Raw genomic sequence first — 18,880 nt, 5'->3', positions numbered from 1 at the left:
GGCCCCTGTCTGCTCAATCAAAGCCCGATTGCACCGAAATCGGCGTAGCCAAGACGGTAGATCAGACGTTCCTTAAGCGTAACGCGCCGCAACGGTTTTGTTGCAACAAAGCCCTCTCAACCCTAGAAAATCCCACTCATTCATGCTTGCACCTTAAGTGAGGGTTGATAGCCGGATGCGCTACCTTAGCGATATCTTGCGACAACCTCGCCACAATGAAGTGCCGCTTTAGAAGAGGCAAAAAGAAAATGCAAATATCGAAAAAGATTTTTTTATTATGGCTAACTTCTTTTTGTCTAGCTACAGTTTTTACAACTTATCACTCTCATTCTTCACCTGTGAGTGATCCAAAAGTCGGTGCACCTAGCACTTGGTCACATGAGATGTTGGATGTTTGTTTGGAAGAAGCACATAAAAATTTACCCAAAACTTTAGACTGCTATTCCTCGTATGTAGTGTATTGTGTAGAGGTAATAGGAATAAGTGAGCGCAAAAAATGCTATAGTGACAGTCTGCCTTGGTGGGCGAAAAAAATAGAGATATTAAAGCAAAAAGATCCCAAATTGTTGACAAATTTATTCTCTCAGCAGTGGAGAATAGTTTGCCCATCAATCGAATATGATCCGCAATGCCATGTTGACAAGATGATTAGGGTTATTTTTAATTATGAAAAAGATAAAATAGAAGGCTAGATAGATAAAATCCCATAAAACGCACTGCGCGATGCGTGTCTGCAGCCTACTCCAAAAGCGGCACCTTACGGTGCCGCCTCCCAATTCCTCACTTTGAAATGGCCGAATTGTCCTGAGTGGTGATCGACACGAGATAGGACAGGATAAAATCCTGAACCGTCCGATCCTCAATACCAACATGGCGCATTTTGGTGCCCGGCATGAAGCCGTCATTGTCCTCCATCCACGCACGCAAAGCGGCGGTGGTCCAGACGATGCCCGAAGCCTCCAGCGCGATGGAATAATCGTAATCCTCGTACGTCCCGGCACCGCGTCCGACGATGTTCTCAAGCGGCGGCCCGTAAGAGGCGTCGGTTGGCTCAACCGCGTGGCAGCGACGGCACTCTGCCTCGAAAAGCGTCTTGCCGGCGTCGATCTTGACCTGCTCGAACGTGGTGTCGCTCGCAAAGGCGGGCAGGGCGCAAAAACTGGCGGCTGCAATCAGGGCAAAGCGTGTCATCGGATGGTCTCCTTCAAAAAGATGCCACAACGTAGGTAGACCCTCAGCATGGCAATATGATCCACATCAAGACATTCGACCTTGGCCCACATCCTTTGGTCGTATTTCCGCAAGAAAAGCCGCTGTTACTGTGTGGGCAATCATTCTGGGAGGACATGATGAGCTTTTTCGCCACCATCCGCGCGACCTCTGCGGCCATCGTACTTTGCGCCAGCGCCGCAATCGCCGAGACACCCGTTCTACGTGCCGCCGTGCTCGAATTCGGCACCGTCAACTGGGAACTCGACAGCATCAAACATAATGGTTTTGACACCGCCAACGGGTTTGAACTGCAGGTACAGGGTGTTGCTGGAAGCTCTGCCGCGCAGGTTGCCTTTCAGGGTGGTGAAACGGATGTGATCGTCTCCGACTGGCTCTGGGTTGCGCGTCAGCGGGCCGAGGGGCGCGATTACATCTTCATTCCATATTCCAAAGCGGTCGGTGCGCTATTGGTGCCCGAAGGCAGTAGCGCCACATCGCTCGCTGATCTCAAAGGCGGCAAGATCGGCATTGCCGGTGGACCGCTCGACAAAAGCTGGCTCATCCTGCGTGCTTACGCTGAAAAAATGCACGGCATGGACCTTGTGACCGAGACCGAACAGGTCTTCGGCGCGCCGCCCCTGATCTTCAAAACCGGCCTTCAGGGCGAACTCGATGGCGCGATCAACTTCTGGCATTTCCTTGCCAAGATGGAAGCGGGTGGCATGACACCGATCGTGACCGTTGATGAGGCCGCGCGCGAACTTGGCCTTGATCCCGAGACCCCACTATTGGGTTACGTTATGCGTGGTGAAACCCTGCGCGATCACCCCGAATTGGTCGAAGGCATGGCCGCCGCCAGCCGCGCCACGAAAGATCTGTTGGCCAGCTCTGATGCTGAATGGGACCGTCTTCGCCCCCGGATGAACGCCAAAACCGACGCACAGTTCGACGCGCTCAAAGCGGGCTTTCGTGCCGGCATTCCGGCAGATCAACCCGTCGATGAAGAGGCGGCGGCCCGCATGTTGGCGCTGATGGCTGACTTAGGCGGAGAAAAGCTGATCGGCGCGGCAACCACGCTTCCCGAAGGCGTTTTTGTCCAACCTGGAAGCTGATCTTGGCCCCGGCAGCAAACCTCAAGCTGGTGAGCAACCGCGACACCCCTGAGCCGGCGGAGGGTACTCCGCCAGTCCTGACGGTCACGCTGAACGACATGGCCTTTGAGGGCAAGTCCGTGCTTGGCCCGATAGATCTAAAACTCACCCGACGCGAAACCGTGGCGATCACTGGCCCGTCCGGTGTGGGTAAGACCACCCTTATGCGCATCATCGCCGGATTGGAGCACCGCCATAACGGCCATGTGCGCCGACCCGAAAAGCTGGCGATGGTGTTTCAGGAGCCCACGCTCATGCGTTGGCGCACCGTTGCCGACAACTTGCGCATCACGCTGGGCCTGACGCCTGAACAGATTGAAACAGCCCTGGAACAGGTGGGCCTGCCGGGGCGAGGCAGCGCGTTCCCGGATCAACTTTCCTTGGGCCAACAACGCCGCCTTTCGCTGGCCCGCGCATTTGCCGGGAAACCCGATGTGCTGTTGATGGACGAACCCTTCGTCAGCCTCGACGCTGATCTCTCTGACGAGATGATGACGCTCTTCGAACGCTTGCGCGACAGCCACCCGGTTGCCACGCTGCTCGTCACCCACGCTATCCCTGAGGCTGAGCGTCTGGCTACGCGCATCCTCGAACTCTCAGGCCAGCCTGCCAGGATTAAAACGCGACGGGTTTAAAACACCGGTGCGTATTTCCAGTTGTCCGCATCTGGCGTGACTTCATCAAGGTCATACCCCGCACCCTGCAGTCGCTTGGCGACAGGCAACCCATCAGCGGCAGCTTCATCAACATACTGACGCCCTAGAGCTTCATCCTTGGCGATCCCGTGCCCGCGCATCAGGTTCAGACCGTGGTTGAATTTGCCGACCGGATCACCCAGTTCTGCAGCCTGTCTGTCCCAGTCGGCGCTGGAATCGGGGTCGTATTCACCACCCAGACCATTGTTGTCGAGCTGACTCATCCATGTCATTGCACCAGTATAGCCGGCCTCGGCGCAGTTCTTGAACAATGTGCGCGCTGCTTCGTGATCACCTGACTTGGTCAGCATATATCCGGTCGAACACAACACCATCCCGGTTTCGCCGTCTTCTGCGCGATCCAGTATGGACTGCCAGGTCATTTCGTCCGGGTTTAGCACACCGCCGGGATCATCATCGTCAGGGTCAGCCAAAAGCGCGGCGGACGTCAGCGCAAACGCGCAGCTCAGTGGGATCAAATATTTCATGGCACGACCATAATGCAAAACTTCGTGCAGTTCACCCTTGCGATGGTCGTAGATCACCCTTTACGCGTCATCATCCCGCGCGCCGGGTCATAACCCCATACCGCCAGGGCCATGAATAGGCCCGTCGCCAAGGCTGTCCACACAAGCGCCATGCCGTTGAATTCGACATAGAGCGCAAAGCGGATCAACTCGACCGCATGGGTGAATGGATTGAGCTGACAGATGTCGTGCAAAAGCTCAGAGCTTTCGGCCATTTTCCACAGCGGATACAGTGCGGAGGACATGAAAAACATGGGAAAGATCACAAAGTTCATCACCCCGGCAAAATTTTCCAACTGCTTGATAAAGCTCGACAGTGCTAACCCCAAAGCCCCGAGCATCAGCCCTCCCAACAAAAGCGCAGGTAAGGCGGTCAGGTACCCGAGCGGTGGCAATGTGATGTCGAACAGCCATGCCACGAATAGAAACGTGTAAACCTGCAGGATTGATATGATCGTGCTCCCGAGCAGCTTGCTGAATAGCAGCCATGTCCGCGACAGCGGCGCGGTCAGCAAGAGCCGCATCGACCCCATCTCCCTATCATAGACAAGGCTCAGGGATGATTGCATTCCGTTGAACAGCAAGATCATTCCACAAAGACCAGGTACGATATACGTCTCGTAGGTGATGTAGGTCTGGTAGGGGGGCGAAATCGACAGCCCCAACGCGGCCCGGAACCCGGCGGCAAAAACCAAAAGCCAAACCAAAGGCCGAACCAACGCAGCGATGAACCGCTCTCGCTGATGCACAAACCGCAGCGCCTCGCGGATGACGATGGCTCGCAGAGCCACCAGTGCATGCCCCACGCCGGTCATACCTTGGCTCCGGTCATCTGTGCGAAATAATCGGGCAGGGCAAAATCGCTCCGCAACGTGCCGCAGGTGCCATCCGCCAGAACGCGCCCGCGATGCAGCAACACGACCTGATCTGCATCTGCCACTTCGTCGGTCAGATGTGTGGCCCACAACACAGTCACACCGGTTTCAGAGCACAAATCATGGATATGCTGCGTCAGTCCGGCGCGTGTCGTGGCATCCAATCCAACTGTTGGCTCGTCCAGCAACAAGACCTTGGGTTGATGCAACAGCGCCCGCGCAATCTCGGTCCGTCGCCGGTGCCCACCATTTAGTCCGCGCGCCTTTTCTCCTGCGCGCTCAGCCATATCCAAACGCTCAAGTGCTGCGTCTATTCGCATGTCGGCATCCCGGCCGGCAATCCCGTGCAGCGCTGCAAAGTAGCGCAGATTCTGTTGGACTGTCAGGTCGAGATCGAGCGTCGTCTGCTGAAACACCACACCCAATTCCGCCATCGCCGCCAAAGGCGCTTTTCGCAAATCATGCCCGGCAACGGCAATCGACCCAGTTTGCGTGACGAACAGCCGTGTCAACAGCGAAAACAGCGTTGATTTCCCCGCACCGTTTGGTCCCAGAAGTGCCGCGAAGCGACCGCGTGGAACCTCAAAAGACACAGTTTGCAGTGCGGTTTTAGAGCCGTAAGAGAATGACAAATCAGAAACCTGCAAACTCATACGCGTTGTCCTGCCTGTCTTCTCTGGTTTCAAAATATCTCGGGGGAGCGCCAAAGGCGCGGGGGCAGAGCCCCCATATTTTCCGTTAACGGAAGATCATCGATGTAGTGACACATCAACCGCCCTCAACACCCACAGCAATGCTATTTAATTGTGATCTCTAACCGTTGCGTTTCGCCGGTCGACCCGGGGATGCGCAAAAAATATGTACCCGGCTTGATGGCGACAAAACCGATTTCCATTTCACCGGCATCGTCAAATTCGATGGAATTGACACCAAGCGGTCGGATTTCAAGATCGTTCACAACGATCTCGTCGATCCAGATGGCGCGAAAGAATTCCGATCCTTCCAATGCGAGTTCCGCAGACCCGTCGCCTTCTATCTCGAATTCGTAGTAGGTGCCCGAGGTCAGAACCCATGGGGCCTCAGAAAGAGGCATGCCCGAGCTGAGCGTGATAGGGGGCAGATCGGCTTTATTGGCTGACGACAGAATCCCGGCGCGTCCCCAATCTTCGCGGGGGGCACCATCAGCAAAAGCGAGGGCGGGCGCAAGAACAGCAAGGCCGAGTGTGAGAAGAGCGTGTTTCATGAATACTCCGTCGTTGTGAATTTGAGAAAACACCGTGTTTCGGGTCAGTTGGTAGGCCGGAATGCAGCACCCCACGGAAAGCGCCCTACCTTGATGCTCTTGATCGCCTTGCGGCTTGCCACGTCTACCACGGTGACATCACCAGACACGCCATTTGTGGTGAAAAGCTGACTTCGGTCGGCGTTGAAGTCCATGTGCCAGACACGGCGACCAACAAGGATGTATTCCTCAACCTCGTAGGTGTCGGCATTCACAACCGCCAGATGGTTCGACGGGCCAAGCGCCACAAAGGCGTGTGTGTCCCCGGTCGTAAACTCGAACCCAACGGGCTGCACGCGGTCCGGGTGGATATTGGCCACCTCAAAGTCGATTTTGGCTTTTTCGGTCTGGGTCGCCACATCGAAAATGGTGATCGTGCCACCGATTTCAGAACTCACCCAAAGCTCTGTCCCGTCCTTTACGAACTCTGCATGGCGCGGGCGTGAATCCACCAGCGTGTTGGCGAAAAGCTCCTGCGTTTCTGTGTCGATCCAATGCGCCATGTTGGTTGTCTCAGACGTGGTAATCGCGATTTTGCCGTCTGGTGACACAGCCATGCCTTCGGGTTCGATGCCGACGTCGATCTGTGCGACGACCGTGCGACTTTGGGTGTCGACCACGGTGGTGATCGCGTCGTCTTCGTTGGCGATGTACAGATGTCGGTTGTCGGGGGCTAATACAAACTGTTCGGGGTCTTCACCCGAGGGTAAGTCGTGCAGGATTTTACCTGTGTTCGGGTCCATGACCTGCACCGCATCGCTATCCGAGGCACAGATGTATACCACTGAATGATCCTTGGAGAACGTGATCCCGCGCGGACGTTCGCCGGTTTCAATTGTGCGGACGACTTCAAGTGTTTCGATATCGATTACGCTGATCGAGTCGTCTTTTTCGTTGGTAACCCAGATCTCATCCGCCATGGCTGTGGTTGTCAGCAATGCTGCGGTCACTGTGATGAGGATCGGCAGTTTCATGGGTGTCGGTCCCTTTCGATGAGGTCGGATCGGGGGCCAGCCCCCGAACCCCCGGAGTTTGTTTTGCAAGATGAAGAGCAGATCAATTGTCGAATGCGGTGCACTGGCTTTCGGGTTGGTCCAGACCAAGCGTGTCGAGTTCGGTTCTTTGGTGCAAAAAACCCTCAAGCGGGGCCTGCGCCACCAAGGCACGTTCATGGACCAGTGGGATAGGTTGGCGAAGCTGGCCGCTCCACGGGCGGAATGTCAGCGGGCGGCCCTTGAAGCCAGCAAGTTCAAACGCGTCGGACAACATGTACGCGCGCAGGGTTTCGGCATCGGCAGCACCTGTGCGGGTCACGGCCTCTCCGATGGCGCGCATCGCGGCCCAGACCGCGTAGTCACGGTCCAGCATCGGGCGGTCTGTCAGGTCTTCGAACCGCGATTGAAGTTGCGCCGCGCCCCATTGTTCGACCACGCGGTGCCATGTGACAGGGCGCAGACCTTCGGATCCAGCGACGGGGCGGGGGCGCCACGTGTTGAATGAGATGTACCGCGCGAAATCATCGGCGGCGTCGGCCACCAGCAGGACGTCGTAGTCGCCAAGGTCTTGGGTGAACAGCGGCACCTCTTGCGAGGCGTTGCGGCGCATGTCGGCGTCGAAGGCCCATGTTTTCCGCGCGCCGAAGGACAGACCGAACTTGCGTGCCGAGGCTTCCATTGTATCAGCCCAGGCCTGATCAGCGGGGCGGTCGCCCGCGACCAGCGCGATTTCGTCCCAGCGACGTTGCACGAAGAACTGCATCAAAGCATCTGCTTTCATCGCATATGAGGGCACGGTGTGCAGCAGGCGCGCTCGGCAGGCCTCATCGCGCAAATCAACATCAGCCGACCCGGCGTTGAAAAGCAGCGCGTCCGCCGCCTCGGGTAGGTCTGAGACCATAAGGATTTGTTCGGTGGGGGCGTCCAGCACCAGCAGATCGCCCTCGGCCAGAGCGGTGCGCGCGGCGTCAGCGAAATCGCCATCCGGCATCACTTCGGTCACGCTGAGCGTATAGGTTTGGCCCAGAAACCGCCCGGTGGTGATGTTGTCTTCCAGCCCAAGTTCGGCTCCGCGACGCCCCAGATCTTTGGGAAGTGGGTCAAGATTGGACAATGTCGGCGGGGCAGGAACGATCTGTTTAAGGTAATGCACATGGACTGCGACGTCGGCCGATACCGGTCCGGCCACGGATGTGACAAGCGAGCAGGCCAACGCACATGCGGCGCGTGCTAAATTCATTGACAGGTTCCTCCGGGATCGACCGTAGACTGACGCTCAAACGACAGGAAATACGACCATTGTCTTGGCCCCCACGCCCAGAATCGCCCTATCGCGCCACGAAAGTCCAATACCCGCAGCACTGGGCCCCCGGTACATATCCAACAAGACACGAATGTGCCTGAGGAGGACCCCATGACTGCTTTCACTCTAAAATCTGCATGCGCCGCCGCGGCCCTGACCGCAATTGCCACTCTTGTGCAGGCGCATGGCGATGTGGCCCCGCAAGCGGTCGACACAGCCGGGTTGCCGGAAACCGGCGATGAATGGCTCACCGAAAACCCGTATCGCGCTGCTGAGGCCGGAGAAGAGGTCTGGGCCCGCGCGGTTGAAATCGGTGCTTCAGGGTACAATCAGAACTGTGCGCGGTGCCATGGGCTTGAAGTGATCTCGGGCGGTTTGGCACCCGATTTGCGCTTTCTTGAGGCCGAAGAATATGGCGACGAATGGTACGTTGAACGTTTCCAAACGGGGTACACCCAGAACGGGACCACGAAAATGCCGGCGTTCGGTGAATTGTTGGGTCAGGATGCCGCTTGGGCGATCCGCACTTATATCGAAACCCGACCTGACGACGCCTCGATGGAAGAGGTGTCGGACGAACTCAAAGGGCTGCGCGATCAGATCGCAGGCTATGCTGAAAACCCCGCCGATGCCGATGCGGACGCGCTCAAGACCCGTTTGAATGAAATTGCTGCTGGAATTGAAACCCTGTCAGGCGCACCCGTCGCAGACAGTGCTGCATACCGTGCGGCCAACCTGATCGATGGCACACAAGAGGCCTATGCCCGCGCCGCCGAGGCCTTGACGATTGGTCTGTCTGCGGCACACTGAGCGGTATGACGATGCTGGTTCGTGCAAGCTTTACGGCAGCCCTGTTGGCCATGGCGACACCCGCCTTGGCCAGCGATCCCTGTGCCGACTACGTGCCGCAGGCCAAACCACAGAATGCCAGCCGCGACATTGTCGGTCAGGACATCGACCAGATCATGGACCGTGGCTACATGACATTTGCTGTCTACGAGGATTATCCGCCTTATAGCTGGGAAGACAGCGGTCAGCCGCGCGGAGTTGATGTCGACATCGCGCGGATCATCGCCGAGGACATGGGTGTTGAGCCGCGCTTCAATTTCATCGTCGCCGGAGAAAACCTTGATGCTGATCTCCGTCATCAAGTCTGGAAGGGCCCGATTGTCGGTGGTGCCGTGTCGAACGTGATGCTGCGCGTACCATATGACAGCGCATTCAACTGTCGCGTTGAACAGGTGGTGTTCACGGGTCAGTACATGACTGAAAGCATCGCCATCGCCTATTCCGAGTCCGAGTATCCGGATGGCGGCCCTGTCCCGGCATATTTCCGGTTCGACACCGTTGCAGTGGAAAACGACTCCATCGCCGACTTTTACCTGACCAGCTTTGCCGGAGGCCAATTGGCTCAGGGCGTTCGCCGCTATCCAACCATGCAGGACGCGATGGCGGCTCTGTCCAGGGGTGACGTGATGGCGGCCATGGGCCCGCTGGCACAGCTTGAATACGGCGCAACCGATGGTGTCGCCATTCATCAACCGCCGCTGCCGGGATTTGCCAAGGCGAAATGGACCCTCGGCACGGGCAGTCATTTCGCTTATCGTGGTCTGAGTTACACCGTTGATGACGCCATCTTTGCTGCCCTGTCCGATGGGCGGATCGCCGCGATTTTCGAAAGCTATGGGCTGACGCATACAGCCCCTGAAAGATAGCTTTCACAAACATGTTAAGCCATTGGTCTTATATGCCTTGAGGGTCTGACCCCCTAGGCTGACCATCAAAGAAGGATCACATCCATGCATATGACCGATTCCCGCACAATCGCTGCCAGCCCGGAAGAGGTCTGGTCAGCGATCCTCAATCCCGAAGTTCTCAAGCAATGTGTCCCCGGGTGCACCGAGATGAGCGGCAATGCCGATGATGGCTTTGAAGCGACCGTTGTGCAGAAAGTTGGGCCGGTGAAGGCGACGTTCAAAGGGACAGTGGTTCTGTCCGAGATGGTGCCCGGCCAGTCGCTGACCCTGACCGGTGAAGGCAAGGGCGGCGCTGCCGGGTTTGCCAAGGGCGGGGCGGATGTTAAACTAAATGCCGTCGAAGGTGGCACCGAGCTGCATTATGATGTGGATGCAAAGGTTGGCGGCAAACTGGCGCAGCTGGGTAGCCGTATCATCGATGGGTTTGCAAAAAAGATGGCGGACCAGTTCTTCAGCAATTTCCAAGATGCGGTCGAAGGTCCACAAGACGAAGATGCAGACGCGGATGCCATCGGTGATGACGCCGAGGGCGGAGAAAAGAAAAAGGGTTGGTTCAAGAAACTCGTTTCTTGATCGCCGTAAGTTTCTGAAACACAAACGATAGTGAATATCGACGGGAGGAGTTTGATGACAAAGGTAACAATGACGGTAAACGGGAAATCCGTTTCCGGTGAGGTGAAGGGCAACACGCTCTTGACTGAATTCCTGCGCGATGACCTGCGCCTGACAGGAACCCATGTTGGCTGCGATACCTCGCAGTGTGGCGCGTGCGTTGTGCATGTGAACGGAGAAGCAGTTAAGTCTTGCACCATGTTTGCCGCCGAAGCAGACGGTGCCGAGGTCAAGACGATCGAAGGTATGGCCAACGCGGATGGATCGCTCAATGTGATCCAGCAAGCGTTTCAGGAACATCATGGTCTTCAGTGCGGATTTTGCACTCCGGGTATGGTGATGTCGGCAGCTGCGTTGCTCAAGGAAAACCCCAAACCGTCCGAGGCGGAAGTGCGGGATTACCTTGAAGGCAATATTTGCCGCTGCACAGGCTACCATAACATCGTCAAGGCAATCATGGCAGCGTCCGGTCAAGACGTCGCCGCAGTCGCCGCAGAATAATCTAGAAACGTAGGGTGTGTGCTTGCACGCACCGCTCCTAGGGAGGAACACCAATATGCCGAAGGATCATGGCATTGGCGCAAGCCCGAAGCGGCGCGAAGACGTCCGCTTTCTGACTGGCGCTGGTAATTATACCGACGACATCAACGTACATGGCCAAGCCTATGTACACTTCCTGCGCTCCGATGTGGCGCATGGCACCATCAATAAGGTCGACACCAGCGCCGCCGAGGGTATGCCCGGTGTGGTCCGCATCTTCACAGGTGCCGATTTCGAAGGCGTAGGTGGTTTGCCCTGCGGCTGGGAAATTACAGACAAAAACGGCGATGCCATGAAGGAACCGGGCCATCCGGTGCTGTGTCAGGGCAAGGTCCGCCATGTTGGTGATCCGATCGCCGCCGTTGTCGCCGACAGCCTGGAAGAAGCCCGCACCGCTGCCGAAGCCATTGAGCTGGATATCTCAGAACTTCCAGCGGTTGTGGATATGGGTAAGGCGCTCGAAGCTGGTGCCACAAAGGTGCATGACGACCTGGCTGACAACCTTTGCTATGACTGGCAGTTTGGTTCCGACACCGAGACCACAGACGCCGCTTTCAAATCTGCGGCCCACGTCACCACGTTAGAGCTTGTGAACAACCGTCTGGTTGCGAACCCGATGGAGCCGCGCGTCGCGGTCGGCGATTACAGCCGCGCCAATGACGAGCACACGCTCTACACCACGTCGCAAAACCCGCACGTGATCCGTCTTCTGATGGGCGCATTTGTTCTGGGCATCCCCGAACACAAACTGCGTGTTGTTGCACCTGATGTCGGCGGCGGTTTCGGCACCAAAATCTTCCACTATGCGGAAGAAGCGTTCTGCACATTTGCAGCGAAGGCCTGTAACCGTCCTGTCAAATGGACGTCGACCCGGTCCGAAGCTTTCATGTCCGACGCGCATGGCCGTGACCACGTCACAACCATTGAACTCGCGCTCGACAAGGACAACAACTTCCTAGCAGTGCGCACGGACACCAAGGCAAACATGGGCGCGTATCTGTCCACGTTCTCGACCTCGGTTCCGACATGGCTGCACGGCACGCTGATGGCGGGTAACTACAAGACACCCGCAGTGCAGGTGAACGTCAAAGCGGTCTTCACCAACACCGTTCCGGTTGACGCCTATCGCGGTGCCGGTCGGCCCGAAGCGACGTTCCAGCTTGAACGCGTGATCGACCAGGCCGCGCGTGAATTGAACGTGGACCCGATCGCTCTGCGTCGTCAGAACTTCATCACGCAATTCCCCTATGCCACGCCCGTTGCCGTCGAATATGACACCGGCGACTACGAAGCGACGATGGCCAAGATGGAAGAGCTGATGGACCTTGGAGGCTTCGCGGCCCGTCGCAAAGCCTCCGAAGCCAAAGGCATGCTGCGGGGCCTTGGCGTCAACTGCTTCATCGAAGCCTGTGGTATCGCACCATCCAACCTCGTCGGTCAGTTGGGCGCACGCGCCGGTCTCTACGATGCAGCAACGGTTCGCGTGAACGCCACCGGCTCCATCTCGGTGATGGTCGGCGCGCACAGCCACGGGCAAGGGCATGAAACCGTGTTCCCACAGGTTGTGGCCGAAATGCTGGGCATCGACGAAGGCATGATCGACATCGTCCATGGCGACACGTCCAAGATCCCCTTCGGCATGGGCACCTACGGGTCGCGCTCGCTTGCCGTCTGTGGCTCTGCGATGGTTCGGGCTACCGAAAAGATCATCAACAAGGCCAAAAAGATCGCGGGCCACCTGCTTGAAGCGTCGGAAGGCGATATCGAGCTCAAGGACGGTCAGTTCACCGTTGCAGGCACCGACAAATCGGTCGCTTGGGGTGACGTGACGCTAGCGGCCTACGTGCCGCACAACTACCCGCTCGAAGACATCGAACCGGGCCTCGAAGAAACAGCGTTCTACGATCCGGCCAACTTCACCTATCCTGCAGGCGCCTATGCCTGCGAGGTGGAACTTGACCCGGAGACCGGCAAGGTCACCATCGAAAAGTTCGTCTCGGCGGATGATTTCGGCAACGTTGTCAACCCGATGATCGTTGAAGGTCAGGTCCATGGCGGTATCGCACAGGGCATCGGTCAGGCGCTTTTGGAAAACTGCGCTTACGACGAAAACGGCCAGCTTCTGTCGGCGTCCTACATGGACTACGCAATGCCACGCGCGGATGACATTCCGCACATGGCCAGCTACGTCGTTGACCATTCCTGCCAGACACCGTGCACGCACAACCCGCTGGGTGTGAAGGGCTGCGGCGAAGCAGGGGCGATCGGCTCACCCCCCACAGTGGTGAACGCGGTCATCGACGCGCTGCACTCGGGTGGTCACACCCACGTTTCCCATATCGATATGCCCGTGTCGCCCTCGCGCGTCTGGGCAGCGATGAACGGCCAATAAGGAGGGCTTGAGACATGTATAGCTTTGACATTCAACGGCCCACATCGGTCGCAGACGCAGTGGCGGCACTGGCAACAGACGAGGCGCTGCCCTTGGGTGGTGGTCAGACCCTGATCCCGACGCTGAAACAACGCCTGTCGGCGCCGTCGGTTCTGGTCAGTCTGACCGGTATCGCTGAGATGAAGGGCGTCTGCACCGGCGATGACGGCGCGTTGTGCATTGGCGGCGGCACTACCCATGCCACCGTTGCCAAAGAGGCGTCGGCCTATCCCGGCCTTGCAGCGCTTGCTGGCAATATTGGTGATCCGGCAGTCCGCAACCGTGGCACGATCGGCGGCAGTCTGGCCAACAACGACCCCTCTGCCTGCTATCCGGCGGCTGCTTTGGGGTCGGGTGCGACCATCGTGACCAACACACGCTCGATCGCGGCGGATGACTACTTTCAGGGTATGTTTGAAACTGCGCTCAATGAGGGTGAGATCGTCACTGAAGTGCGTTTTCCGGTCCCCGAAAAAAGTGCTTACATGAAGTTCGAACAACCTGCCTCGCGTTTTGCGCTGGTCGGTGTGTTCGTCGCCAAATACGCAGATGGTGTACGGGTTGCCGTCACCGGAGCGTCCGAGGAAGGTGTGTTCCGCTGGACCGAAGCTGAGGCGGCATTGTCGTCGAACTTTGCCCCCGAGGCTGTGGACGGTCTGTCAGTATCAGGTGACGGAATGATTTCCGACCTGCACGGGTCCGGCGATTATCGCGCGCACTTGGTGGCCGTGATGACAAAGCGGGCCGTTGCTGCAGCAAGCTGATCGGTGTGATCACTGAAATCAGAAAGCCCCGGTCTTCGGACCGGGGCTTTTTCGTTTGGGGCGTACGATGCGCCATTGGTTCAAGCACACTGGACGACGCCCCCGGACCCCTGAGGTATTTGGAAACCAGAGAAGATCAGAGGGTTTGGATGTCGCCGTCCGCGTCCACAAGTGTGATGCGGTGAAGGCGCGCCGCCACTTTCAGCTCTTTGAGCGCATCCCGCTCCATGAACACCGCCGCTGTGGACATGGCATCGGCCATCGTGGCTGACTTTGCCTCGACACTCACTGTGGACCAAAGCGGTTTCTCGCCCCTCGGTCCAAGGATATGTGGGTGATCTCCAATCCACAAAGCTGAAGGGCTTGAGGTAGCAATCGCCATATCGCGTAATTTCCGTGTGCCGATATGCCCATACACAGGGTCTTCGATCCCCAATGTGAAAGACCCACCCAACGCGGCTTGTTCTCCGATATTTACCAACGCTGTTTCAGCCCCATATTTGCGCAACAAAAGTCGCATCACATCGGTGGCGAAACCTTGTGCAATTCCGTTGAAGGTCAATGCTTGACCGGTCTGCAACTCGATCATCTGATCGGAATAGCGGATGCGGTCCCAACCCAGTGCTTTGCGTGCATGCCCAATATCGCCGGCTTGTGCCAAGGCCGTCCACAGCGGCTGGATGGTAGGATCAAACAAGCCACCAGTGACCCGATACGCATTGTCCGCATGGCTCATCAACGTGCGCATCAACGCATTCGGACCGCGTAACTGACCCATCTTATTGAGCTGCGAAAGCTGCGAAGTGGGGCGGAACAGGCTGAACGCCTCTTCAAAATTTACCAGCAAACGAGGAACATCCGCCAGCGCGCGTTGTGTCATGTCGCGCGGGCCGTGCAGCGTGACTGACACCTCGGCCCCAAGCGCCTGCCCAGACCATGTGTCGGCCTGGGCAAGGGCAGGGGAACAGACAAAGGCAGCAGCCAGGGACAGGAAGCGACGGCGTTTCATTCTGCGGGCACCGTATTTGGATGGTTCAAATCGCGTGGCGCGCGGCGCGCGGCGCGGCCCTTGAGGATCAGCGGCACGCATTGTTCCGCGTCATCATGGATCGTCACGCAATCAAGACATTGGAAGCACTCGGAATACTGGATAGCGCCTTTGGATGTGATGGCGCCGTAATTGCATTTCACCTTACAGAGCTGGCAGGGCGACCCGCATTCGATGCGGCGTGGAATCCATCGGCGCAGGCGCAGCACGCCTCCAATGGCCATAAGTGCTCCAAGAGGGCAAAGGTAGCGGCAGAAACCTTTGAACACGAACATGCCCAGCACCAGCCAAACTGCAGCATAGGCGACGTAGTACCATTCACGCACGAAGAACGTAGTGATCGCAGTTTTGAACGGTTCAATCTCGGCGGCCTTGTCCATGTAAGATGGCGCAAAGACCGTCACCGCCACCAATCCGGCGAGTGCCACGTATTTCAGTGATTTCAGCCGCGCATCCCAGACGGCGTTTGGTTCGATCTTGGGCAGGCGTAGCAGCCGTCCAAGATGATGCGCGAACTCTTGCATCGCGCCAAACGGGCACAGCCAGCCACAGAACAGGCCACGCCCCCAGAGGACAAATCCAAGGATCACAACTGCCCAGATCAGCAACGAGAACGGATCGTATAGCAAGAACGCAAACGACCCACTCGCCATTGTGGTTTGCAGGGCTGCCAACGGGGTCACGATCGACAACTGTCCCTGACCCCACCAGCCGATGAATCCCAGAACCACGGCCAAGATACTCAGCCGAACCGGCGTGAAGGACGCAAGCCCCGCCAACCAGCCTTGCGCGCCAAAAAGCACTGCCACCAACAACGTCAGGAACACCGCAAGAACGATCAGGTCGCTCTGTCGGTTCAGGATGGCCTCTTTCCATGGCGGAAGCTTTTCCACCACCGCTGGGCGGGCAAAGAATCTCTCGTCTGTCACATGGTTGGCGGCCAATTGCACCGATCCGATTTCTGGCTGAAACATCCCGTGCTCGCGCACCGCTTCGACGGTCATGGTCCAGTCGCGCGTGGGATCAAAGCCCAGCCGCCGATCGGTCCGCAGGATCATCGCAACGCCATCGTGCAAATCGTCCGGCACCGCGTCGCTCAACTCGACAAACAGATCCGCATCCCGCAGTGCCACCGGGAACCCGTCCTGTTCTGCGCCGATCCAGTCCGGCGATGTGTTGCGCACAAAGTCCTCGCTGACCAATCCGTGCCGTGCGGTCTCGATCACGAGGATCGGCTCGTCAAAAGTCGAGATCGACATGAAGCGATCCAGCTCTTCGACCGTGTCTTCGTCCAACAGCACCCGCGCGATTGACGTTGGCCCCACATCCGCAATCCACAGGTCCAGATAGGGCGCATCCGGGGCGTCCAGCGCCTCTGCGTCGTCATCGTCCCACACCGTGCCTTCGAACAGCGCCTGCACCTCGGCATTCGTCGCCACCCGGTGCGTCACCAACCCCTGTGTCACCAGATCATCCCAGGTCAGAACCTCGACATAGTCCGGATCGGGAAAGGCCGGCGGTCCCGACGCAATCCCCTGCATCTTTTCGCGCGCCACCTGCAACGCGGCCGCCAACACCGACTCGTGCGCGATCCGCACCGATGCTGTGGCCTTGGTCACACCGTCAAGATAGACCAACCCGCCGCCACCGGACGACCCGCCATAGGGTGTGCCCACCACAAGGGAATCGCTGATCGAATGGCCGCGATACTGCTCGAAGAACGCGTGAAACGGCGCCTGACCCAGACCCGACACAAAGATCGGCTCGTTATGGTCCAGCAACTGCACATCCAGAAACCGCCCGTCCAGGTCCAGCACCACCAGCACATTGATCGGCGCGCCGGAAAAGCCGGGCAGGGCGGCCATCGGTTCGGTCTGGAACACATAGCCCGCATGCGCACCGCCCGAATTAAGCAGCTCGTACACCCCGTTGTCGGAAATCTGCGCCCCAAGGCTCATCGGCGCGAAAATCTTCGCCGCGATCTCGTCCTCGGACCACACCTCGGCCAGCGCGCACACCGCACTCACACACCACACCAACGCGGCACATATCGCTCGAAAGCCTCCCATGACGGCGACCATAGAAGCGCACAGAGCGCCGCCCTATTGGACCTTGGTCCAAGAGCCACCGATCCCCGCGATCCCCTATGCTCCGGGCCATGCGCGCACCCGTTCACGTCACCCTGATCTCACTCGCCCTGCTGATCCTCGCATGGAGCGTCGGCGCGTGGGCGATGCAGGATCCCGACATCCTGCCAACCCCCATCTCTGTCTGGCAGGTCATCGCGGCGGAAAGCGCGTCCGGAGACCTCTGGTACCACATGGCCAACACCCTGCGCCGCGTCGCACTTGCCTTTGCGCTGGCGATGACGGTCGGCATGGCGCTCGGCCTGATCATGGGCCGGTCCGAGCGCATCAACATGTGGCTCGACCCGTGGGTCACAGTCTTTCTGAACCTGCCCGCGCTGGTGATCATCGTGCTCTGCTACCTCTGGATCGGCCTGAACGAGGTCGCGGCCATCATCGCCGTCGCCCTCAACAAGACCGCCATGGTCACCGTCACGATCCGAGAGGGCGTCCGAACGCTCGACCGGGGCGTGGCCGACATGGCGCAGGTCTACCGCCTGACGCCGATGACCCGCCTGCGCCACGTCATCTGGCCCCAGCTTGGGCCGTTCGTCGCCACGAGCACCCGCAACGGGCTGGCCGTGATCTGGAAAATCGTGCTGGTGGTCGAGTTCCTCGGCCGCTCCAACGGCGTCGGCTTCCAGATCCATTTGTATTTTCAGCTCTTCGACACCGCCACCGTCATGGCCTACGCATTGGCGTTTACGGGAGTGATGCTCAGCATCGAATACGGCCTCGTCCAGCAATGGGAGAGGCGGTCGAGCGCGTGGCGTCGCGCCTGATCCGGTAGAGCTTGGCGCTTTTCACGAACCCAAGAGGTCACCCCCAGCCCGGAACGGGCCAGCGCCCGTCCGCCCCCGGGCGGGCGCTTCTGCACCGACATCGCGCAGAAGAGCTGTTATCCTGAGCCAATCGGAGCGCCTCGCTCCCCCGTCGCAGCGCCCACCCCGGACGGACGCTGGCCCGGTCCTGCGTGACGCTGAGCATCGAGTGTGGCGTCGCCCAGGATGGGAGAGGCGGTCAAGCGCGTTGCGTCGGGCTTGATTACAGTTCGATGAACCAGATAGAAAATAAAGCTGAATATTGCTGCAACATGTTGGCAAGAAGCCAAGCTTTAACAAGCTGCTGAAATAGTCCTGCCTCGACAGCGGTTTGAGAACATGATTCATTCTCGCCACGGAAATGGCAGGGGTGATCATGCGGGGTTTGGATGAGACGAGCGGGTCGCTGTTCAGCTATGTTGATCTGGAGGAGCGCATTCCGCCGCGACACCCGCTGCGCAAGATCAGACAGGTGGTCAATGACGCGCTGGCAAGCTTGGACGCGGATTTCGAGACGCTCTACACTGATTTCGGCCGCCCCTCGATCCCGCCGGAACGGCTGATCCGGGCCAGCCTACTCCAGATCCTGTTCTCGGTCCGGTCCGAGCGGCAGTTGATGGAACAGATGCAATATAACCTGCTGTTCCGATGGTTCGTAGGGCTCGGCATCGACGACGCCGTTTGGGTTCCGACCGTATTCACCAAGAACCGCGACCGGCTGCTGACGACCGACATGTCGCG

The 18,880-nt window shown here is 58.3% G+C and carries 20 protein-coding genes; 11 read left to right on the top strand and 9 right to left on the bottom strand.

The genetic code is table 11. The features are described from left to right. Positions 1–248 precede the first annotated feature (248 nt). Positions 249–692 (top strand): hypothetical protein, encoded by a 444-nt coding sequence (locus tag ACTG4M_RS14430; protein WP_439124367.1) that lies wholly within the window; start codon positions 249–251, stop codon positions 690–692. Between the two features lie 88 nt (positions 693–780). On the opposite strand, the gene ACTG4M_RS14425 is transcribed toward ACTG4M_RS14430, so the two are convergent. After that, positions 781–1,191 (bottom strand): c-type cytochrome, encoded by a 411-nt coding sequence (locus tag ACTG4M_RS14425; RefSeq protein ID WP_085639039.1) that lies wholly within the window; start codon positions 1,189–1,191, stop codon positions 781–783. 155 nt (positions 1,192–1,346) lie between these two features. Between ACTG4M_RS14425 and ACTG4M_RS14420 the strand changes: the two genes are divergently transcribed. Together ACTG4M_RS14420 and ACTG4M_RS14415 are read left to right on the top strand one after the other, a co-directional pair. Further along, on the top strand, positions 1,347–2,324 hold the full coding sequence (locus ACTG4M_RS14420; protein ID WP_439124369.1) for an ABC transporter substrate-binding protein: 978 nt from the start codon (positions 1,347–1,349) through the stop codon (positions 2,322–2,324). Positions 2,325–2,326: 2 nt separating this feature from the next. Further along, positions 2,327–2,998: an ABC transporter ATP-binding protein gene (locus ACTG4M_RS14415; protein WP_439124366.1), complete on the top strand. Its 672-nt coding sequence runs from the start codon at positions 2,327–2,329 to the stop codon at positions 2,996–2,998. Here the strand turns inward: ACTG4M_RS14415 and ACTG4M_RS14410 are convergent. The 6 genes from ACTG4M_RS14410 to ACTG4M_RS14385 form a co-directional block, all read right to left on the bottom strand. Then, positions 2,995–3,546, bottom strand: a complete 552-nt coding sequence (locus tag ACTG4M_RS14410) for a tetratricopeptide repeat protein (RefSeq protein WP_439124365.1) — start codon at positions 3,544–3,546, stop codon at positions 2,995–2,997. The genes ACTG4M_RS14415 and ACTG4M_RS14410 overlap by 4 nt on opposite strands. A gap of 53 nt (positions 3,547–3,599) precedes the next feature. Next, positions 3,600–4,400, bottom strand: a complete 801-nt coding sequence (locus ACTG4M_RS14405; RefSeq protein WP_439124364.1) for an ABC transporter permease — start codon at positions 4,398–4,400, stop codon at positions 3,600–3,602. Then, on the bottom strand, positions 4,397–5,113 hold the full coding sequence (locus tag ACTG4M_RS14400) for an ABC transporter ATP-binding protein (protein WP_439124363.1): 717 nt from the start codon (positions 5,111–5,113) through the stop codon (positions 4,397–4,399). Before ACTG4M_RS14400 ends, ACTG4M_RS14405 begins: the two co-directional genes overlap by 4 nt. A gap of 143 nt (positions 5,114–5,256) precedes the next feature. Then, positions 5,257–5,703: a hypothetical protein gene (locus ACTG4M_RS14395; protein WP_439124362.1), complete on the bottom strand. Its 447-nt coding sequence runs from the start codon at positions 5,701–5,703 to the stop codon at positions 5,257–5,259. Positions 5,704–5,747: 44 nt separating this feature from the next. Then, positions 5,748–6,716 carry a YVTN family beta-propeller repeat protein gene (locus ACTG4M_RS14390; protein ID WP_439124361.1) on the bottom strand — a complete coding sequence of 323 codons (969 nt, stop codon included), beginning with the start codon at positions 6,714–6,716 and terminating at the stop codon, positions 5,748–5,750. Between the two features lie 82 nt (positions 6,717–6,798). Next, complete coding sequence (locus ACTG4M_RS14385; protein ID WP_439124360.1) at positions 6,799–7,977, bottom strand: ABC transporter substrate-binding protein; 1,179 nt, start codon at positions 7,975–7,977, stop codon at positions 6,799–6,801. A 174-nt stretch (positions 7,978–8,151) separates the two neighbouring features. Between ACTG4M_RS14385 and pedF the strand changes: the two genes are divergently transcribed. From pedF to ACTG4M_RS14355, 6 genes are all read left to right on the top strand, one after another. Beyond that, a complete protein-coding gene (gene pedF / locus ACTG4M_RS14380) occupies positions 8,152–8,850 on the top strand; it encodes a cytochrome c-550 PedF (RefSeq protein WP_439124359.1) in 699 nt (232 codons plus the stop codon). A 5-nt stretch (positions 8,851–8,855) separates the two neighbouring features. Further along, a complete protein-coding gene (locus tag ACTG4M_RS14375; protein ID WP_439124358.1) occupies positions 8,856–9,755 on the top strand; it encodes a substrate-binding periplasmic protein in 900 nt (299 codons plus the stop codon). A gap of 84 nt (positions 9,756–9,839) precedes the next feature. Then, positions 9,840–10,370 (top strand): CoxG family protein, encoded by a 531-nt coding sequence (locus tag ACTG4M_RS14370; RefSeq protein ID WP_439124357.1) that lies wholly within the window; start codon positions 9,840–9,842, stop codon positions 10,368–10,370. Positions 10,371–10,424: 54 nt separating this feature from the next. Continuing rightward, positions 10,425–10,910 carry a (2Fe-2S)-binding protein gene (locus ACTG4M_RS14365; protein ID WP_439124356.1) on the top strand — a complete coding sequence of 162 codons (486 nt, stop codon included), beginning with the start codon at positions 10,425–10,427 and terminating at the stop codon, positions 10,908–10,910. A 55-nt stretch (positions 10,911–10,965) separates the two neighbouring features. Further along, complete coding sequence (locus tag ACTG4M_RS14360; protein WP_439124355.1) at positions 10,966–13,341, top strand: xanthine dehydrogenase family protein molybdopterin-binding subunit; 2,376 nt, start codon at positions 10,966–10,968, stop codon at positions 13,339–13,341. A gap of 14 nt (positions 13,342–13,355) precedes the next feature. Beyond that, positions 13,356–14,144 (top strand): FAD binding domain-containing protein, encoded by a 789-nt coding sequence (locus tag ACTG4M_RS14355; protein WP_439124354.1) that lies wholly within the window; start codon positions 13,356–13,358, stop codon positions 14,142–14,144. A gap of 136 nt (positions 14,145–14,280) precedes the next feature. On the opposite strand, the gene ACTG4M_RS14350 is transcribed toward ACTG4M_RS14355, so the two are convergent. Both ACTG4M_RS14350 and ACTG4M_RS14345 read right to left on the bottom strand, forming a co-directional pair. Further along, entirely contained in the window at positions 14,281–15,153 is an 873-nt protein-coding gene (locus tag ACTG4M_RS14350; RefSeq protein ID WP_439124353.1) for an FAD:protein FMN transferase, read from the bottom strand. Further along, positions 15,150–17,261 carry a 4Fe-4S binding protein gene (locus tag ACTG4M_RS14345; RefSeq protein WP_439124352.1) on the bottom strand — a complete coding sequence of 704 codons (2,112 nt, stop codon included), beginning with the start codon at positions 17,259–17,261 and terminating at the stop codon, positions 15,150–15,152. The genes ACTG4M_RS14350 and ACTG4M_RS14345 overlap by 4 nt, the downstream gene beginning before the upstream one ends. Positions 17,262–17,350: 89 nt before the next feature. Here ACTG4M_RS14345 and ACTG4M_RS14340 point away from each other — a divergent pair, with 89 nt between their 5' ends. Next, positions 17,351–18,100, top strand: a complete 750-nt coding sequence (locus ACTG4M_RS14340) for an ABC transporter permease (protein ID WP_439124351.1) — start codon at positions 17,351–17,353, stop codon at positions 18,098–18,100. Positions 18,101–18,515: 415 nt separating this feature from the next. Then, on the top strand, positions 18,516–18,880 hold a 365-nt coding region (locus tag ACTG4M_RS14335; protein WP_439124368.1), incomplete at its 3' end, for a transposase.

The sequence above is a fragment of the Marivita sp. genome (genome assembly GCF_965656765.1).
Classification (GTDB): Bacteria; Pseudomonadota; Alphaproteobacteria; order Rhodobacterales; family Rhodobacteraceae; genus Marivita.
Note: the sequence above shows the minus strand (reverse complement) of the source record. Positions and strands in the feature narration are given on the sequence as shown.

Bases quoted from the DNA above. Each gene is read 5' to 3' on its own strand.
- ACTG4M_RS14430 (WP_439124367.1), top strand. From the start codon at position 249: ATGCAAATATCGAAAAAGATTTTTTTATTATGGCTAACTTCTTTTTGT.
- ACTG4M_RS14425 (WP_085639039.1), bottom strand. From the start codon at position 1,191: ATGACACGCTTTGCCCTGATTGCAGCCGCCAGTTTTTGCGCCCTGCCC.
- ACTG4M_RS14420 (WP_439124369.1), top strand. From the start codon at position 1,347: ATGATGAGCTTTTTCGCCACCATCCGCGCGACCTCTGCGGCCATCGTA.
- ACTG4M_RS14410 (WP_439124365.1), bottom strand. From the start codon at position 3,546: ATGAAATATTTGATCCCACTGAGCTGCGCGTTTGCGCTGACGTCCGCC.
- ACTG4M_RS14405 (WP_439124364.1), bottom strand. From the start codon at position 4,400: ATGACCGGCGTGGGGCATGCACTGGTGGCTCTGCGAGCCATCGTCATC.
- ACTG4M_RS14400 (WP_439124363.1), bottom strand. From the start codon at position 5,113: ATGAGTTTGCAGGTTTCTGATTTGTCATTCTCTTACGGCTCTAAAACC.
- ACTG4M_RS14395 (WP_439124362.1), bottom strand. From the start codon at position 5,703: ATGAAACACGCTCTTCTCACACTCGGCCTTGCTGTTCTTGCGCCCGCC.
- ACTG4M_RS14390 (WP_439124361.1), bottom strand. From the start codon at position 6,716: ATGAAACTGCCGATCCTCATCACAGTGACCGCAGCATTGCTGACAACC.
- ACTG4M_RS14385 (WP_439124360.1), bottom strand. From the start codon at position 7,977: ATGAATTTAGCACGCGCCGCATGTGCGTTGGCCTGCTCGCTTGTCACA.
- pedF (WP_439124359.1), top strand. From the start codon at position 8,152: ATGACTGCTTTCACTCTAAAATCTGCATGCGCCGCCGCGGCCCTGACC.
- ACTG4M_RS14375 (WP_439124358.1), top strand. From the start codon at position 8,856: ATGACGATGCTGGTTCGTGCAAGCTTTACGGCAGCCCTGTTGGCCATG.
- ACTG4M_RS14370 (WP_439124357.1), top strand. From the start codon at position 9,840: ATGCATATGACCGATTCCCGCACAATCGCTGCCAGCCCGGAAGAGGTC.
- ACTG4M_RS14365 (WP_439124356.1), top strand. From the start codon at position 10,425: ATGACAAAGGTAACAATGACGGTAAACGGGAAATCCGTTTCCGGTGAG.
- ACTG4M_RS14360 (WP_439124355.1), top strand. From the start codon at position 10,966: ATGCCGAAGGATCATGGCATTGGCGCAAGCCCGAAGCGGCGCGAAGAC.
- ACTG4M_RS14355 (WP_439124354.1), top strand. From the start codon at position 13,356: ATGTATAGCTTTGACATTCAACGGCCCACATCGGTCGCAGACGCAGTG.
- ACTG4M_RS14350 (WP_439124353.1), bottom strand. From the start codon at position 15,153: ATGAAACGCCGTCGCTTCCTGTCCCTGGCTGCTGCCTTTGTCTGTTCC.
- ACTG4M_RS14345 (WP_439124352.1), bottom strand. From the start codon at position 17,261: ATGGGAGGCTTTCGAGCGATATGTGCCGCGTTGGTGTGGTGTGTGAGT.
- ACTG4M_RS14340 (WP_439124351.1), top strand. From the start codon at position 17,351: ATGCGCGCACCCGTTCACGTCACCCTGATCTCACTCGCCCTGCTGATC.